This is a genomic window from Acinetobacter sp. F-1 (assembly GCF_022869025.1).
In the GTDB taxonomy this organism is placed as follows: Bacteria; Pseudomonadota; Gammaproteobacteria; order Pseudomonadales; family Moraxellaceae; genus Acinetobacter; species Acinetobacter pseudolwoffii.
Genome location: NZ_JAJKFX010000007.1, coordinates 41,539 through 58,747, shown reverse-complemented (window position 1 = coordinate 58,747; position 17,209 = coordinate 41,539). Strand labels below are relative to the sequence as shown.

14 protein-coding genes are annotated in these 17,209 nt (G+C 43.8%); 10 read left to right on the top strand and 4 right to left on the bottom strand.

The genetic code is table 11. The features are described from left to right. Nucleotides 1-70: 70 nt before the first annotated feature. Both LOZ91_RS14600 and LOZ91_RS08345 read left to right on the top strand, forming a co-directional pair. Entirely contained in the window at nucleotides 71-205 is a 135-nt protein-coding gene (locus LOZ91_RS14600) for a hypothetical protein (RefSeq protein WP_280520193.1), read from the top strand. Between the two features lie 82 nt (nucleotides 206-287). After that, nucleotides 288-2,867, top strand: a complete 2,580-nt coding sequence (locus LOZ91_RS08345; protein WP_180049420.1) for an EAL domain-containing protein — start codon at nucleotides 288-290, stop codon at nucleotides 2,865-2,867. A 172-nt stretch (nucleotides 2,868-3,039) separates the two neighbouring features. Here the strand turns inward: LOZ91_RS08345 and LOZ91_RS08340 are convergent, their stop codons facing one another. From LOZ91_RS08340 to LOZ91_RS08330, 3 genes are all read right to left on the bottom strand, one after another. After that, complete coding sequence (locus LOZ91_RS08340) at nucleotides 3,040-4,239, bottom strand: MFS transporter (protein WP_004646967.1); 1,200 nt, start codon at nucleotides 4,237-4,239, stop codon at nucleotides 3,040-3,042. Nucleotides 4,240-4,256: 17 nt separating this feature from the next. Continuing rightward, nucleotides 4,257-5,522, bottom strand: coding sequence for a DcaP family trimeric outer membrane transporter (locus LOZ91_RS08335; RefSeq protein ID WP_004646966.1), 1,266 nt, complete (start codon nucleotides 5,520-5,522; stop codon nucleotides 4,257-4,259). A gap of 117 nt (nucleotides 5,523-5,639) precedes the next feature. Further along, nucleotides 5,640-6,938, bottom strand: a complete 1,299-nt coding sequence (locus tag LOZ91_RS08330; RefSeq protein ID WP_005096906.1) for an MFS transporter — start codon at nucleotides 6,936-6,938, stop codon at nucleotides 5,640-5,642. A 454-nt stretch (nucleotides 6,939-7,392) separates the two neighbouring features. Here LOZ91_RS08330 and LOZ91_RS08325 point away from each other — a divergent pair, with 454 nt between their 5' ends. The 3 genes from LOZ91_RS08325 to LOZ91_RS08315 are packed head-to-tail and all read left to right on the top strand — an operon-like array spanning nucleotide 7,393 to nucleotide 10,926. Beyond that, entirely contained in the window at nucleotides 7,393-8,166 is a 774-nt protein-coding gene (locus tag LOZ91_RS08325) for an enoyl-CoA hydratase (RefSeq protein WP_005096905.1), read from the top strand. 2 nt (nucleotides 8,167-8,168) lie between these two features. Beyond that, on the top strand, nucleotides 8,169-9,689 hold the full coding sequence (locus LOZ91_RS08320; protein ID WP_100357185.1) for a 3-hydroxyacyl-CoA dehydrogenase: 1,521 nt from the start codon (nucleotides 8,169-8,171) through the stop codon (nucleotides 9,687-9,689). 25 nt (nucleotides 9,690-9,714) lie between these two features. Next, nucleotides 9,715-10,926, top strand: a complete 1,212-nt coding sequence (locus LOZ91_RS08315) for a 3-oxoadipyl-CoA thiolase (protein ID WP_219309416.1) — start codon at nucleotides 9,715-9,717, stop codon at nucleotides 10,924-10,926. A 120-nt stretch (nucleotides 10,927-11,046) separates the two neighbouring features. Here LOZ91_RS08315 and LOZ91_RS08310 read toward each other — a convergent pair whose 3' ends face one another. Then, on the bottom strand, nucleotides 11,047-11,484 hold the full coding sequence (locus LOZ91_RS08310) for a PaaI family thioesterase (protein WP_244783014.1): 438 nt from the start codon (nucleotides 11,482-11,484) through the stop codon (nucleotides 11,047-11,049). 110 nt (nucleotides 11,485-11,594) lie between these two features. On the opposite strand from LOZ91_RS08310, the gene LOZ91_RS08305 reads away from it, so the two are divergent. The 5 genes from LOZ91_RS08305 to LOZ91_RS08285 all read left to right on the top strand — a co-directional run bounded on the left by LOZ91_RS08305 (nucleotide 11,595) and on the right by LOZ91_RS08285 (nucleotide 17,097). Next, entirely contained in the window at nucleotides 11,595-12,350 is a 756-nt protein-coding gene (locus LOZ91_RS08305; RefSeq protein ID WP_004730963.1) for a class II aldolase/adducin family protein, read from the top strand. Next, entirely contained in the window at nucleotides 12,347-13,270 is a 924-nt protein-coding gene (locus LOZ91_RS08300) for a glyoxylate/hydroxypyruvate reductase A (RefSeq protein ID WP_244783013.1), read from the top strand. Before LOZ91_RS08305 ends, LOZ91_RS08300 begins: the two co-directional genes overlap by 4 nt. Nucleotides 13,271-13,304: 34 nt before the next feature. Then, nucleotides 13,305-14,093 (top strand): enoyl-CoA hydratase-related protein, encoded by a 789-nt coding sequence (locus LOZ91_RS08295; RefSeq protein WP_244783011.1) that lies wholly within the window; start codon nucleotides 13,305-13,307, stop codon nucleotides 14,091-14,093. Between the two features lie 11 nt (nucleotides 14,094-14,104). Next, complete coding sequence (locus LOZ91_RS08290; RefSeq protein ID WP_100535106.1) at nucleotides 14,105-15,085, top strand: nitronate monooxygenase family protein; 981 nt, start codon at nucleotides 14,105-14,107, stop codon at nucleotides 15,083-15,085. A gap of 209 nt (nucleotides 15,086-15,294) precedes the next feature. Next, entirely contained in the window at nucleotides 15,295-17,097 is a 1,803-nt protein-coding gene (locus LOZ91_RS08285) for an acyl-CoA dehydrogenase C-terminal domain-containing protein (protein ID WP_100357183.1), read from the top strand. Nucleotides 17,098-17,209: the final 112 nt, after the last annotated feature.

The window sequence follows — 17,209 nt, the reverse complement described above, 5'->3', positions numbered from 1 at the left end:
AGTATAGTTTTAGATCACAGCTTCGGCTGTGATTTTTAAATTTTAGAATTATTATAAAATACACGTAATATTGACCGTATTTCCGTATTTCCGTATTTCCGTATTTCCGTATTTCCGTATTTCCGTATTTCCGTATTTCCGTATTTCCGTATTTCCGTATTTCCGTATTTCCGTATTTCCGTATTTCCGTATTTCCGTATTTTAAAGATATAAATACAAACTTTTGCTAATGATTATTTTAATAATAAGTCTAAAATGTTAAGAAGCTAAGGAAGGTGATAGTCTGAATGAATAATAATTGTGATGATCAAGAAATTTTTCATATTTTTAATCTGATTGGTCGCCATACTGAACTTAAGCCTATCCTCGATGTCATTAGCCAGTGGCTTGAATCGCGCATTCCAGATGCGCTTGTCACCATTATGCTCTATCAGGATGACACCCAAACTTTAAATGTTATAAGTGGCAAACAGCACTTTTCAAAAGAGTACTGTAATGCTATTCAAGATTTGAAAATTGGGCCAAATCAAGGATCGTGTGGCGTAGCTGCTTTCTTACGTCAGTTGGTCATTAGTCCGAATTTAATGAAAGACCCAAACTGGCAGTCTTACCGTGCTTTGGTAAATGCAGAAAAATTGTCTAGCTGCTGGTCTATGCCGATTATTAATGCTTCAGATATTTTGTACGGAACGTTTGCCACTTATTATCGAACACCGAAAATACCGACTGAACATCATATTCAGCTTTTACAGCAAGCGGCAAAATTAGTTGCTCTGGCAATTGAGCTTGATCAAGAACGTCAAAAAAGACATGAGCTTAATGAAAAATACAGCTCATTTTATACCTATCATCCAGATATTATTTTTGAACTTGACCTACAGGGACATGTGCTTAATACCAATATTGCTTGCGAAGAAATTACAGGTTTTTCTAAAGCGCAAATCCATGGTCAGCACTATTGTGCCTTCATACCGCCCGAATTCCATGAACTTGCTAACGTTTCATTTTCAGAAGCGGCGCAAGGTAAATCTCAACATTATGAACTTCCAATTTATAATGTTGCAGGCGATATCTTATGGCTGGATCTGACCAATTTACCGATTATTCAAAATCAGAAAGTCACCGGTATTATTGGCATTGCCCGAGATATTACTGTATCGCGTGAAAACAAGGAGTCTCTACGATTATTAAAACGGGGGGTAGAGGCCAGTCCGAATAGTCTTTTTATTACCGATGTCTCTGAAGAAAGGCTAATGGTGTATGTAAATCCGGCTTTTCTAAAGCTCACCGGTTATACAGCAGCAGAAGTATTAGGACAAAGCTGTTTTTTCTTACAGGGTCCAGATACTGATCCGGATCAGATTGCATTACTCAAGCAAGCGGTCAAAGAACAAAAAGAAATTCAGGTGACTATAAAAAGTTACTGTAAAGATGGTAGCTGGTTCTGGAATCGTTTAACTATAGGTCCTATTTTTGACCAGACAGGAACCTGCACCCATTTTTTGGGGATTCAGGAAGATATTACCCAGCAACGTATTCACGAAGAATATATTCAGCATCAGCATACCCATGACCATTTAACCGGTTTACCGAACCAGTATGCATTCAAACAGATTCTGGAAAATATTTTTGAAGCACAGCACGAGAGCTCACAACCTTTAGTCTTGCTGTATATAGATCTGGATGATTTTAAAAATATCAATGACAGCTTAGGTCATCTGGTGGGTGACCAGATTCTCAAAATTGTAGGCGAGCGGCTGCAAAAATTTGTTCAAGGCAATAATGTGCTATGCCGCTTCGCTGAAGATGAATTTATTTTGCTGCTCTCAGGGACAGATGAGCATACTGAAGTCGAGGCGATCGCCGGAGAAATTCTTGATCTTCTTTCCATGCTGTTTATTGTTGATCAGTACAAAATACATTTAAGTGCCAGTATTGGTATTGTGGCAGATGACAGTTCGATCCATCATTCTTCTGAATTGATCTACCAGTCTGTTTTGGCGATGCAGGAAGCCAAAAGACAAGGTCGTAATATGTGGCAGTGGTATGAAAAAACCAGAATGCAGCCTGTCGCAGAAATAGACTATACCAATCTGCGTCTGGAACTCATGGAAGCGATCAATCAAGAAAATTTTGACCTGTTCTATCAGCCGCTGGTTCATCCTGAAACTGGACTGGTAACAGGTGTAGAAGCTTTAATCCGTTGGTGCCATCCACAGCAGGGTTATATTTCCCCAGCGATTTTTATTCCACTTGCAGAAAGAACTGGGCAAATTATTAGTGTAGGTCAATGGGTATTGGAAAAGGCCTGTTTAGATATTGCCGAGTGGAACAAGACACACAATAGCCAGATCACGGTATCGGTGAATATTTCTCCTTTGCAATTCCGTAGAGCAGGCTTTTTGCAGGTGCTTGAACATGCACTTGAACTCAGTCAATTACCGCCGGAATTACTTAAAATTGAAATCACGGAAGGTGTCATCATTAATGGTGCAGATCGAACCATAGAAATTTTGAAAGCAGTGCGTGCTTTAGGTGTACAGGTCGCCATTGATGACTTTGGCACAGGTTATTCGAGTCTCAGTTATCTGCGTCGCTTGCCGATTAATCAAATCAAGTTAGACCGTAGTTTTATTGAAGAGCTGACCCTCGATGGTCAGGATGCTGCAATTGTGCAATCGATTATTCATCTAGCCCATCAGCTGGATCTGGAAGTTGTCGCGGAAGGGGTCGAAACCGTAAGTCAAGCCAGTTTACTCTATCAACAGGGTTGTGATCTGCTACAAGGCTTCTTTTATGCAAAACCTGCACCTTTAACTGAATTGAAGCCTGTTTATCTCGCAATGGAAAATAGTAAATTGAATTAACTCTAAAAGTTAAGATATCAATATTTTCAACCGCTCTTCAGATAGAAAGGAAACGTTAAACAGGCTTAAAGAATTTTTCTATTTTATCAGCGTATCATCTCTATAATTTATGCTCGGTACAGAAAGCGGGATAAAAAAATAAGCTTTTAACCCCAAAGGTTTTTAACAGTATCTAAGGCTCAGGCTGAATATTGGCTAAATTTCTTTCTTGGTTTAAATCATAATAGTTAATCAAAAAGATCAACACGGCAAAAATAAAACCTAAAATGACGCAGGCAGACCAGCCATAGCTTTTCCATAAATGCAGCGATAAAAATGCACCCAGACCGGCACCTGAAAAATAACAGGTCATATAGATGGCATTAATCCGCGAGCGAGCCTGCATTGAAATTCGATAGACCAGATTCTGGTTCAAGACATGCAAACAGGAAATTCCAAAATAAGCCAGAATTAAGCCCAAGATATAAATCCATAAATAATTCTGGGCAAAGAATAAAGGAATCCAGGCCAGAATCAGTCCGCACGTAGCCAGATGCGCAATCCATTTTTCCCGATGCCTGCCAATCATTTTACCGGTCCACTGAGAGGACCAGATGCCGACCACCCCCACAATGCCCATGAGGCCAATCTGGAAATCATTAAAATGATAAGGTGCTTCAGCCAGAATAAAAGTCATGGTAGTAAAGATAATACTCAGCATGCCAAAACCCAAACCTCCGATCATACTACGCCGGATCAGCATGGGTTCTGTGCGTGCAAAGGTAAATAGTGAGCGATAAATTTGCAATATATTCATCTGCAACTGGCTCTTAGCGCTTGGTAACTGGAACCACATGGCCAGACTCAGCAGAAGAATTGCACAACCACTAAACAAGTACACCGCATGCCAGGACCATAAAGTAGAAATCAGTCCGGCCACGGTACGGGCAAACAGAATACCCACCAGAACACCACTCATGAGTAGGCCAACGACTTCGGCACTTTTATCACGCTGCGACAGGCTGGCGGCAAAAGGAATCAGAATCTGGGTGGTGATCGAACAAAAAGAGGCGAGCAGGGTAAAGCCATACAACATATGCAGATTGGTACTGGCTGAAAGCCCAATAAGCGCCAATCCGGTACAGAACATCAAACTGCAGATATACAACCGTTTTTCGAACAAGTCACCCAAAGGGACAAACAAAAATAATCCGGTGGCATAGCCAATCTGGGTCAGTACTACAGTCCAGCCAGACTGAGCCACACTGATCTGCAGATCCTCTGCAATAGAATAAATCAAGGGCTGGTTAAAATAGTTACAACCTGCGCAGAGTGCGCAGGTCATTGCCATCATGAACATGAAACGGCGTGAAATTTGCCCTTGGGCTGACATCCTTGTCTCCTGAGGCTTTAAAAACTATAGTTGGCAGAGAGGTTGATACGCGAAATATCTGCTTCCTTATTGTCAAAGGTTTCACGCTTGCCATGATGATATTCTGCACCCAAATTAATCTTTGGAACAGGAGAATAGATCACGTTAGCCACATAGTCGGTTAAGCGCTTATTGGTTTCCGGATTGGCTTTGGCATAATCGCTAGAATCATCAAAATCAACCACGCTGGCATTAATACTACTACGTAGTTTCGGCGTAAATTTATGCGTGAAGCCAATATTTATACTATTGAACTCATTCAATAAAAGTTCATTATTGATTGGATCGACTGAATAATCGCCACCCCAGGCAGCACCATCGGTTGTTGAACCTTGAGTCAAGAAAGCTGCAATACGCTGATCACCGACCATATGGAAATAGTTCCCCTGAATTGAGTTTTGATCATCTAAACGGTAACGTCCACCAACGCCCACACCCCAGCCAACTTTTTCAATATCACCTGTATCTGTTTGCGCTTGCTTTTGATTGACAAAGCCTTGAGCTAATAAATGAAGAGGGCCTGATTGATGAACATATTTAGTGCTTAAGGCAGGTAAGGCAGAAGAACGATCGCCACCGGCCATGTACTCCAGACCGACATTCCAGGTATTTTCCGGATCAAGTTTGAAAGCATAGCTCACCTGAGGTGTACGTAAGACTGATCCACCCAGGAACAAGCTGTAGTCGACAGCTTCAGTGCTAATCTCTGGTGTTGACATCAATGACCAGGCCTGACCAAACGTCCAGTTATAGTATTTTAAGTGTGCATGACGGATACGTAATCCACCATCGCCTTTACCATTGTTGGTCCAGAAGTCGGCTTCTAAACGAGCAGAAACATTCGGATTGCCTCCTAGATCTTTGGCCAGGAAACCAATCCGGCTGGCAGCCGCAGTAAAATCGGAACGTACAGAATCCGGTTCAGTAAAAGGTACTTTATTAATCTGGTTAATGGTACGGCCACGGGCTTCAGTAGTACTTTTGAAATCGACTGCACCATCAAAGCGGATCAAGCCATAAACATCGACATTATCTACCATTGAACTCAGCGTTTTAGAGTCTTGCGCTTTGGCTTGTTCCTGCTGGTTCTTTAATGCAAGTTGCGCGGCTTTTTGTTGTTCTAGTTCTGCCTGGATTTGCTTTAACTGTGACTCAAGAAATTGCATACGGTCTTCAGAAGCTTCTGCTGAAAATGCCTGTGCTGAAGCAATACCACATAATGTCGCTAAAACTAATTTTTTCATTTCTTAATCCCTAAAGAAATTTTTAATCCTGAATGAAAGGAGACCTTTCTATACTGACGTGTTGTAAATATTTGAAGTGAGGAAGGCAGCGATTTGACCTGCCTTCCGAAGTAGGGTTTATTCTGCTTTTTGCGGATCGTATAAACGGTCTTTAATAAACAGGGCAGGAATCAAACCGCATAGGAAATATGCTGCACCCATTACCAACAGACCTGTACCGATCGAACCATGCATCGCCAGATAACCAATCGTAATTGGCGCAAAGATTGCACCGATACGACCAATATTGAATGCACCGCCCACCGCTGTACCACGAACACCAGTCGGGAAACTTTCGGTTAGATAGGTTGCATTGATGGCATATGGAATACCGTACAGGAAGCCGAAGATTAGCATCAGTACGCCAATGTTATCGGCATTATGCATATACACCACGACAGGGATAAATAGCGCTGTTCCCATGGTGCCGAAAGCAAACACAATACGGCGACCAATTTTATCAGCAACATAACCTGCAATGATTTTGGCAAAAATCATGGTGATGAATGTACCCACCATATACAGTGCCATTTCTTTAAACTTAATGCCTAATTCAGCTTCAAGATAACTTGGCAACCAGTTACTTACACCGAAGTAACCAAATAACAGGAAACCGGAGCTGAAAGACCACAAGATGAACATCTTGCCATGAGTTTTATCTTTAAGAATGGTGATGTATGGATTACCTTTTTTGGTATCGTTATCCACAATCTGACCAGTTCTTTTCATTTCACGGACACGTTTCCATGATTCTGGCTCTGGCACCATAAAGTGCATCAGGATACCCAAAGCTAATGGAGCAATTGTGATCCAGTACAGCATACGCCAGCCGAACTCAGGAATAATCCAGCCTGAAATCATGGTAATCACCAATGAACCTAAAGTGAAACCAGTCATCAATGTTGCCAGTACAGTAGTACGGTATTTGGTCGGTACGTATTCTGACATCAGAGTATTACAGGCAATATATAAACAGCCTAAACCCAAGCAAGAAAGAGTACGTAAAATTGCAAATTCAGTATAAGACTGTGCAAAACCTGAGTAGGCGGATAAGATCGAGAAGGCGATGGTGGCCAGTACAATGACACGGACACGTCCAAATTTGTCGCATGCCCATCCACCAATAAAGCCTCCGATCCCCATACCTAAAAGAGAATAACTTCCCAAGGCACCCGCCTGTACAGAAGTCAGGCCCCATTCAGCTTTCAGACTGGTCAGACTGAAAGCCAGAATCCCGATATCTGCACCGTCACAGAGCAAAATCAGAAAAGCAAAGACAAAAGCCGTCATCCAAAGACGTTTTGGTGCCTGTTTAATGGTATCCGTGGAGGAGACATCGGTTTTATTGTCTCCTGTTACGATGGTATCGCTTGTCATTCTTATATCCTCTATATATTCAAAGTAGCATTTCCTCTGCTACCGCTAAATCCATTTTTCTTCCTCACGGAAACATAGTTTTCCTGATTTAACAGACTCGCTCTGCACACAACAGCCGCTGCATTTTTTATCAGGCTACATTCGATTTTTCACGCTTTACGCTAAATCAAAATCATCTCATTGCTGGAAAATTTGATTTCGTAAATTAATTTTAAGTTCTGCCTTATGGCGATTATTCATTGAAATGAATAATCAGATTGCATTTAAAATACTTAATTCCGTATTGCGAAATCAATTAATCATAAAATAACCAGATGAACAAGAGTTTTTACTCTATTTTTAGTAAAAAATAACTTTTTTGCATTCTGGAGTTAAAAATCCTTGATTTATAGCTTGAGAAACCTTAGTTTTATATAAAATAAAATTTCGCTATACAAAATAAATGGAGATTTTAATGGAACAGGTAGTTCAAGTAGAACAAGTTTCAGCACATGTAGCGATGGTTAAAATTCATCGACCAGAAGCGAAAAATGCCCTGAATACAGAAGTTCGCCAGAAACTTGCGGCGGCTTTTTTGCAACTGAATGACGATGAAAATGTTCGTGCCATTATTCTTACCGGTGGTGAAACAGATTTTGCAGCAGGAGCCGATCTTAAAGAACTGGCCAATGCAGAAACCATTCAAATGATGCAGCGTCGGACTGAACGTTACTGGCAGGCGATTGCACAGTGTTCAAAACCGGTGATTGCAGCAGTCAATGGTTATGCACTTGGCGGTGGCTGTGAACTGGCCATGCATGCGGACATTATTATTGCCGGGAAAAGTGCCCAGTTTGGTCAGCCTGAAGTAAAAGTGGGTGTTATGCCGGGTGCCGGTGGTACCCAGCGTTTATTCCGTGCAGTGGGCAAATTTCATGCCATGCGCATGATCATGACCGGTTGTCTGGTGCCTGCACCGGAAGCCTATCAAATTGGTCTGGTGTCCCAGGTGACTGAAGACAGTGAAACCCTTGCTACAGCTATCAAGATGGCGGAAGGCCTAGCGAAAATGCCGCCAATTGCTCTAGAGCAAATCAAGGAAGTGGCTTTATTGGCTGAAGATGTGCCGCTTAATGCCGGACTTACCCTGGAACGTAAGTCTTTCCAGATGCTGTTCTCATCCGAAGATCAAAAAGAAGGCATGCAGGCCTTTATTGAAAAACGTAAACCGAATTATCAGGGACGATAAGCATGAGTATTCAGATTCAGAAAATCGGCATTATTGGCGTGGGTACGATGGGTGCAGGTATTGCCCAGATCGCGATTCAGTCTGGTCATGATGTGGTACTGTTTGATGCCAAAGAAGGGGCAGCCGAACAGGCACAGGATAAACTGGCCAAAACATTAAATACCTTGGCAGATAAAGGTAAATTCAGCCATGAAAAAGCCGCTGAAGATATTGCTCATCTGTCGACTGCCCAGCAGCTAGAAGACCTGAAAGATTGTGACTTGATTGTTGAAGCGATTATTGAAAATCTGGAAATCAAGCAAAAACTGATGCAGCAACTGGAAGGAATGATAAAACCAGAGGCGATTCTGGCATCTAATACCTCTTCATTGTCGATCAGTGCAATAGCTGCCAACTGTGAGCAGCCAGAACGTGTTGCCGGTTATCACTTCTTTAATCCGGTCCCACTCATGAAAGTGGTCGAAGTGATTGAAGGCTTTAATACCCGTGCTGACATTATTGAAGCATTAACCCAGCTTTCTACAAAAATGGGTCATCGTCCGGTCAAAGCTAAAGATACTCCAGGGTTTATCATTAACCATGCCGGCCGTGCCTTTGGTAGCGAAGCCTATGCAATTCTGAATGAAAATGTCACACCATTTTATGATATTGACAGGATCTACCGTGACGGAATCGGTTTCAAGATGGGGCCGTTTGAATTAGGTGATCTGACCGGTATGGATGTCTCGCATCCGGTGAGTGAATCGATTTATCATCAGTATTATGAAGAAGCACGTTACCGTCCAAGCGTGATTACCCGTCAGCGTTTTATTGCCAAGCAGTTAGGTCGTAAAACCGGTAAAGGTTTCTATGATTACACTTCGGGTAGCAAAGAAGGTGATGTTGCTCCAGCATTGGTTGAAAAGTTAAGTCAATATCCATCAGTCTGGCTAGGCACCGAATATGATGAAGACCGTCAGGCACTTGAGCAATATCTGCAACAGTTCAATATCCAGATTGAGCAAACTGAGACACCTTCAGCAGAGGCTTTAATCCTGATTGCCACCTATGGTGAAGATGCAACATCAGCCGCTGTCCGTTATCAGGTGGCACCTCAGCAAGTGGTGTGCATCGATCTGCTATATGGTCTGCATAAACACCGTACCTTGATGCCAACTTTTGTGACCCAACCTGAGCTGGTAAAAGCAGCCCAATCAATTTTCAATCTGGATGGTGTGACCGCCAGCGTAATTCAGGAAAGCGTCGGCTTTGTGGCTCAACGTGCTTTGGCGATGATTGTGAATCTCGGCTGTGATATTGCCCAGCAAGGCGTTGCAACGGTGGAAGATATCAATATCGCGGTGAAATTAGGCCTTGGTTATCCATATGGCCCAATTGAATGGGGGGATGTGCTGGGTGCTGAAAAAATCCTGAAAATTCTGGATAGCATGACTGCGATTACCCGTGACCAGCGTTACCGTCCAAGTCCTTGGTTGCGTCGCCGTGTTCAGCTTGGTCTGCCTCTTGTTCATACAACACATTAATTAAAAAGTTAAAGGAATAACACTCATGTTAAATGCATATATTTATGATGGTTTACGTTCACCAATCGGTCGCCATGCCGGAAGTCTGGCAAGTGTACGTCCAGATGATCTAGCAGCTACAGTCATTAAAAACCTGCTGGAAAAAACCGGTATCCCGGCAGAAGACGTAGAAGATGTAATCTTTGGTAGTACCAACCAGGCCGGTGAAGACAGCCGTAATGTGGCACGTTTTGCAGCATTGTTAGCGGGTATGCCGGTAACAGTTCCGGGGCAGACGGTAAACCGCTTATGTGCATCAGGTCTCGGTGCTGTGATTGATTCGGCACGTGCCATCACTGCAGGCGAAGGCGAGTTGTACATTGCTGGTGGCGTAGAAAGTATGACCCGCGCGCCTTTTGTGATGGGCAAAGCAGAAAGTGCTTATTCACGTGATGCCAAAATTTATGACACCACGATTGGTACCCGTTTCCCGAACCGTAAATTTACGGATCAGTTTGGCGCGCACAGTATGCCTGAAACAGGTGATAACGTGGCTGAAGAATTCGGTATTAGCCGTGAACAGGCTGATACCTTTGCCGCTGCATCACAGGCAAAATATCAGGTAGCGAAAGAATCAGGTTTCTTTGAAGGTGAAATTACCCCGATTGAAGTTTCTCAAGGACGCAAATTGCCGCCTAAACAAATTACTGAGGATGAGCATCCACGTGCATCTTCAACATTTGAAGCTTTATCCAAGTTAAAACCGCTATTTGAAGGTGGTGTAGTAACAGCGGGTAATGCATCAGGAATCAATGACGGCGCTGCAGCACTGATTATCGGCAGTGAAAAAGTTCAGGAACAGTATGGCTTAAAACCTTTGGCTCGTATCCTGTCTTCTGCAGCCGCTGGCATTGAGCCACGCATCATGGGTGCAGGCCCAATTGAAGCGATTAAAAAGGCAGTACAACGTGCTGGTTTGACGCTAGACGATATGGATATCATCGAGATTAATGAAGCCTTTGCCAGTCAGGTATTATCTTGCCTGAAAGGTCTGGATGTCGCTTTGGATGATCCGCGTGTCAATCCAAATGGTGGTGCGATTGCCATTGGTCATCCACTGGGCTGTTCGGGTGCGCGTTTGGCTTTAACCGTTGCACGTCAGTTACAGCGTACCGGTAAAAAATATGCCGTGATTAGTCTGTGTATCGGTCTGGGTCAAGGCTTGGCGATGGTGATTGAAAACCCTGAAGCTGCATAACAGTTTAGTCATAGTCTTAATGCCATGTATCTATGATATGCATGGCATTCTTTATTGGGATTTTTCTTTCAAAATAAAAATCCCTGCACATGCAGGGATTGATTACATCACTGTAATGATTTACTTACGGGCAGTGACTAATAAAGTCGCTGAACCAAAAGCATAAACTTTACCTTCTTTATCGATAATTCGGCCTTCTGAGGTCAGTACATTACGTCCGATCCGGATAACTTCACCAATAGCTGTATAGGTTTCGCCGCTTTTCATCGCTTTCAGCATTTTTACATTCAGGTCAATGGTCGAGAAACTCACACCTGCATCTACTGTCGTATGCACGGCAGCGCCAGTCGCACTATCTAGAACCGTTGCACAAAAGCCGCCATGAATTCCACCCTGTAAATTGTAATGGCGCTGATCAGGACGCACCTCATATTCCACATAGTTTTCGCGTACTAAGGTCAAACGCATGGGAATAATTTCACTCATGGCTGAACTGGAAATTTCCCCATTTTTAATTGCGGTGAGATATTCAAGTCCATTTAATTGTGATGTGGGCATATCAACTCCTTGTAATGGTTTATTTCGTCTTATGAAATAATATTCTGTTTTTATAGAATTATGATATAACAGATAGTGATCGAAATGCTATATTTTTCCAGGATGGAACGATGACAATAAAAAATCTCGTCACAGATGCTGAATGGCAGGCACGTTGTGAACTCGCAGCGCTTTATCGCATTATTGCGCATTACCGGATGACGGACCTGATCGATACTCACATCAGTTTAAGAGTTCCCGATCAACCTGACTGTTTTCTGATTAATCAGTATGGTGTCGCTTTTGAAAAAATGTGTGCTTCAACGCTGGTGAAGATTAATCATGAAGGGCAGGTTGTAGAAAGCTATGAACAGGACAAGCCGGTGAATATGGCGGGCTTCGTCATCCACTCTGCAATTCATGAAGCACATGCTCATCTGAACTGTGTCATTCATACGCATACCGCAGATGGCATAGCAGTTTCTGCACAGAAACACGGACTTCTTCCCATTTCCCAGCATGCTTTGAAATTTTATCAGCAGGTGGCCTATCACGAATATGAGGGCGTTGCATTGTCAACAGATGAACAGGAACGCCTGATTCAGGACCTGGGCAGCCATCGCGCCATGATTTTGCGCAATCACGGACTTTTAACGGCTGGCGAAACGATTGCACGGGCCTTTCATGAAATCTATTTTCTGGAGCGTGCCTGTCAGGCACAGGTGAAGGCCTTAAGCGGTGGTGCTGAATTGCATTATCCAGCAGAAGAAGTCCGAATTAAAACTGCCAAGCAGTTCGCCAGTCCTTTAGTTGAACCGATTTTACAGCGTGCCTGGCAGGCTGCATTATCCCTGATTGAGCATCAATATACGGAGTATGCATCATGATTGTGATTTCCAGTACTGTGCCGAATATTGAGGCGATTCTGGTCAAGTCTTTTCAGAAATATGCGCCTGCTGGCAGTTTCTGTACAGTGGACAGCCCGGAAGCTGAACAGGCGACCACAGCAGCTTCGTGGTTTCCAGATCTGGAAAAACTTCGGCAACTTCCAAAACTTGGCCTGATCCATTCGATTGCGGCCGGGGTCGAGCATTTAAACTTGAATGAGATACGACCGGATCAAGCCGTGTGCCGGGTACTCGATCCGCATCATCAAAAAGGCATGTTTGATTATCTGCTTTGGGGTGTGCTGTATTTCCAGCGTTATTTTGACTGCATGATCCAGCAGCAAAAGCAGCAGCTATGGAAACAGTATCGTCAAAGTTATAGCCATCATATCCAGATCGGAATTATGGGACTGGGGCATATGGGTGGATACGTAGCAGAACGTTTCGCAGACATGGGCTATCAAGTCTCTGGTTGGTCGAATTCCCCAAAAGACATTAATCAAGTTAAAAGCTATGTCGGTTCAGAACAGTTGTCCGATTTCCTGGCTCAAAGCCAGATCCTGATTAACCTGTTGCCACTTACAGAAGAGAATACCGGCATTCTATCTACTGAATTATTCCAGCAACTCCCTGAACAGGCAGCTCTCATTCAGGTCGGGAGAGGCCAGCATTTAATCGAACAGGATTTATTGAAGGTGCTGGATTCAGGTCATCTACGAGGTGCAATTGTCGATGTGTTTGAACAGGAGCCACTGCCTGCCGAGCATCCATTCTGGCAGCATGAAAAAATTATCGTAACCCCACATGTGGCCTCACATGCGCCGATGTCGGTAGTGGTTGAACAGATTCTAGAAAATGACCGACGTTTAAATCTCGGGCTGGATTTATGCCATCAGGTAGATGTTAATAAAGGCTATTAATTGTAGGGATACCGGAAAAATAAGGAAATTGATGATGTGGAAAACGATTCAAACTCAGGTTCAGCAAGGCATCGCGACTTTAAGCTTTAACCGCCCGGAGTCACTTAACAGTTTTAACCGGAAAATGCACGAGGAAGTGCACCAGGTGCTGAAAAGCTGGAATACAGATCCGGATATACGGGTGATTGTGATTCGTGGCAATGGTCGGGCCTTTTCAGCGGGACAGGACTTAAAAGAACGTGCCGGACAGCTCGGCAAGGTGCCTTTGCCACCACAAGGTTCGCTGGCCAAATATTATAATCCCTTGATTAAGCTGATCCGTGAGAGTCCCAAACCGGTGATTGCAGCAGTAAATGGAGTTGCTGCCGGTGCAGGTGCCAATATCGCGCTGGCCTGTGATCTGGTCATTGCCAAGGAAAGTGCCCGATTTATTCAGGCCTTTTCCAAAATCGGCTTGATTCCCGATGCTGGTGGCACCTGGATGTTGCCACATTTAATCGGTTATGCACGTGCCATGGCACTGACTTTACTCGGTGAACCCTTACATGCCAAAGAGGCTGCCGAAATGGGCATGATCTGGAAAATGCTTCCAGATACAGAATTTGATGTTTATATCGACGACATTACACAGCGACTGGCACAACAGCCGACTTATGCACTGGCTTTAACCAAACAGGCCTTGCAACGCAGTGCTGAAAATACCATCGACCAGCAACTGGAGCTGGAACAAAACCTGCAATATCTGGCGCTAAACAGTCAGGATTATAAAGAAGGCGTCCAGGCTTTTTTCGAAAAACGCCCTGCACAATTTACCGGATGCTAAGGAGAGCTTGCATGAACATTCAGACCCGTATAACCGAGCTTTTAGGGATTCGCTATCCGATTATTCAGGGTGGCATGATGTGGGTCGGTACAGCGGAAATGGCCAGTGCTGTATCTAATGCTGGCGGCTTGGGAACATTAACGGCACTAACGCAACCAACGCCAGAAGCACTGGTCAAGGAAATTGCACGTTGCCGTGACATGACTGATCAGCCTTTTGCGGTGAATCTGACTTTATTACCCGCTGTGAATCCGCCGCCGTATGCCGAATATCGACAGGCCATTATTGAAAGCGGTATCAAGATCGTAGAAACAGCAGGCAATAAGCCACACGAACATATTGAGGCATTTAAACAGCATGGCATCATTGTGATTCATAAATGTACCTCGGTTCGTCATGCACTTTCAGCGCAAAGAATCGGTGCGGACGTGATCTCGATTGACGGTTTTGAATGTGCCGGGCATCCGGGTGAAGATGATATTCCTGGCCTGATCCTGATTCCTGCGGCAGCAGATCAGCTTACTGTACCGATTGTGGCCAGTGGCGGTTTTGCTGATGGTCGTGGTCTGGTCGCAGCATTGGCTTTGGGTGCAGAAGGCATCAATATGGGCACACGCTTTTGTGCGACTCAGGAAGCGCCAATCCATCCGAACATCAAACAGTTTTATGTCGACAATGATGAAAGGGCGACACATCTACTGTATCGGCAGTTTAGAAATACTGCGCGTGTTGCCAAAAATGCAGTATCTGAGCTGGTGGTGAAAATGAGTGAAGATCCAGGTCTGGAGTTTGAACAGATTCGTCCCTATGTCAGTGGTTTAAAAGGCAAGCTTGCGCTGGAAAATGGCGATGTAGATGCGGGCGTACTGACCGCTGGACAGGTGATGGGATTGATTCATGATATTCCGACCTGTCAGGCGCTGATTGACAATATCATGCAGGATGCCGAGCAGATTATTTATCAACGTTTGGCTCAATTTTTCCCGCGCTAGATCATCTAAGCGTTATCACTCAATAAAAAGCCATTCCACCATGAATGGCTTTTTTCATCCTGTATATTTTTTATTTTTAAATGGGAAATTTCATCGAATGACTAGATTTTATTCTTTAAATTATATTATAGTGGATTTAAAACATAATTTCGTATTATGAAATTAATTGTCATAAATATACAAATTAGAACTCATACAAGGGAATTACGATGAGAAATTATATTGCGCCATTAAAAGACATGAAGTTTGTCCTGAAAGACCTGTTAAACGTTGAACAGAAATATCAGGGCTATGCAAAATTCGCAGACAAGGTTTCTATGGATATTATGGAGCAATATCTGGAAGTCGCTGCGGACTTTTGCCAAAACGAACTTCTACCGATTAATGCGACAGGCGACCAGCAGGGTTGCCGTTTGCAGGATGGCGTCGTAACCACCCCGGATGGGTTTAAAGCAGCTTATGACAAATATGTAGAACTCGGCTTTACCTCATTAACTGGTGACGAAGCATATGGCGGTCAGGGCTTCCCGACCTTATACCGTATTGCCATTTCTGAAATTATTACCGCAACGAACTGGTCTTGGGGCATGTACCCAGGCCTGTCCCATGGTGCCATGCGTACTTTAGAGCACCACGGTAGCGATGAACAGAAACAGAAATTCCTGGTACCTTTAATTGCAGGCCGCTGGACTGGAACCATGTGCTTGACTGAATCTCATGCCGGCTCTGATCTTGGCCTGATTCGTACCAAAGCTGTGCCAAATGAAGACGGTAGCTATAGCATCAGCGGTGAGAAAATCTTTATCTCAGCCGGTGAACATGACCTGGCTGAAAATATCGTGCATATCGTACTGGCACGTTTGCCAGATGCACCTGCGGGAACCAAAGGTATTTCGCTGTTTATTGTGCCGAAATACAATCTGGATGAAGCAGGTAATGTGGCTTCCCGTAATGGTGTGGTGTGTAGCGCCATTGAACACAAGATGGGCATTCACGGCAATGCGACCTGTGTGCTGAATTTTGATAATGCCAAAGGTTTCCTGATTGGGCCTGAAAATCGCGGTCTGAACTGCATGTTTACCTTTATGAACTCGGCACGTATCGGTACAGCTATTCAAGGCTTGGCAGCAGCAGAATCTTCTTATCAGGGGGCATTGGCTTATGCCAAAGACCGTCTGGCGATGCGTTCTCTTGAAGGTGCAAAAGTGCCAGGCCAGCCTGCAGATCCGATTATCGTGCATCCGGCAGTACGTAACATGCTGCTGACTCAAAAGGTGTTTGCAGAAGGTTCACGTGCACTTGCATATTATCTGGCGACCTATGCCGATATCGCTGAAGCCACTGACAGCCCGGAAGAAAAGAAAGCAGCTGAAGACCGTCTGGCATTATTAACCCCAATTGCCAAAGCATTAATGACTGAAACCGGCATAGAAGCGGCTAAACATGGTATGCAGGTTTTCGGTGGTCACGGTTATATTGCTGAACATGGCATGGAACAGATTGCCCGTGATGCACGTATTGCCAGCCTCTATGAAGGAACCACTGAAATTCAGTCCATTGACTTGCTGGCGCGTAAAGTTCTAGGTTCAAAATTGGGTCTGTTGACCGCATTAACCGAGGAAATTCAAGGCTTTGTAAAAGAACATCAACAACATGCCCAGTTTAGCCAGCAAGTTGCACAAGTCAGCCAGTTGACTGAACAATGGCTGGAATTAACCAGAACCATTCAGGAGCAGGCTCAGCAGTCTGCCAATGAAATTGGGGCAGCATCAGTTGACTACCTATATTTCTCTGGTTATGTCGTGTCCGCTTATCTGTGGCTGAAAATGGCAATTACTGCGCAGCAGAAAATTGAAGAAGGTAATACTGATCCGTTCTATGCAGCCAAGATCAAAACTGCACAATTCTTCTTTGCACGTATTTTGCCAAGAACTTCAACCCACTTTGCCAATATTCAGGCAGGTGGTGAAAGCCTGTTTTTACTTGAACCTGAAGAGTTCAAATTCGATTAAACCTTTTGACCCACGATACTCGTGTCGTGGGTCTTTTTTTAATAATTTTTGCATCCTAACCTCATTCAAATATTGAGAGTTATTCTTCGGTATTGAATAAACCATAAAATAA

Bases quoted from the DNA above. Each gene is read 5' to 3' on its own strand.
- LOZ91_RS08345 (WP_180049420.1), top strand. From the start codon at position 288: ATGAATAATAATTGTGATGATCAAGAAATTTTTCATATTTTTAATCTG.
- LOZ91_RS08340 (WP_004646967.1), bottom strand. From the start codon at position 4,239: ATGTCAGCCCAAGGGCAAATTTCACGCCGTTTCATGTTCATGATGGCA.
- LOZ91_RS08335 (WP_004646966.1), bottom strand. From the start codon at position 5,522: ATGAAAAAATTAGTTTTAGCGACATTATGTGGTATTGCTTCAGCACAG.
- LOZ91_RS08330 (WP_005096906.1), bottom strand. From the start codon at position 6,938: ATGACAAGCGATACCATCGTAACAGGAGACAATAAAACCGATGTCTCC.
- LOZ91_RS08325 (WP_005096905.1), top strand. From the start codon at position 7,393: ATGGAACAGGTAGTTCAAGTAGAACAAGTTTCAGCACATGTAGCGATG.
- LOZ91_RS08320 (WP_100357185.1), top strand. From the start codon at position 8,169: ATGAGTATTCAGATTCAGAAAATCGGCATTATTGGCGTGGGTACGATG.
- LOZ91_RS08315 (WP_219309416.1), top strand. From the start codon at position 9,715: ATGTTAAATGCATATATTTATGATGGTTTACGTTCACCAATCGGTCGC.
- LOZ91_RS08310 (WP_244783014.1), bottom strand. From the start codon at position 11,484: ATGCCCACATCACAATTAAATGGACTTGAATATCTCACCGCAATTAAA.
- LOZ91_RS08305 (WP_004730963.1), top strand. From the start codon at position 11,595: ATGACAATAAAAAATCTCGTCACAGATGCTGAATGGCAGGCACGTTGT.
- LOZ91_RS08300 (WP_244783013.1), top strand. From the start codon at position 12,347: ATGATTGTGATTTCCAGTACTGTGCCGAATATTGAGGCGATTCTGGTC.
- LOZ91_RS08295 (WP_244783011.1), top strand. From the start codon at position 13,305: ATGTGGAAAACGATTCAAACTCAGGTTCAGCAAGGCATCGCGACTTTA.
- LOZ91_RS08290 (WP_100535106.1), top strand. From the start codon at position 14,105: ATGAACATTCAGACCCGTATAACCGAGCTTTTAGGGATTCGCTATCCG.
- LOZ91_RS08285 (WP_100357183.1), top strand. From the start codon at position 15,295: ATGAGAAATTATATTGCGCCATTAAAAGACATGAAGTTTGTCCTGAAA.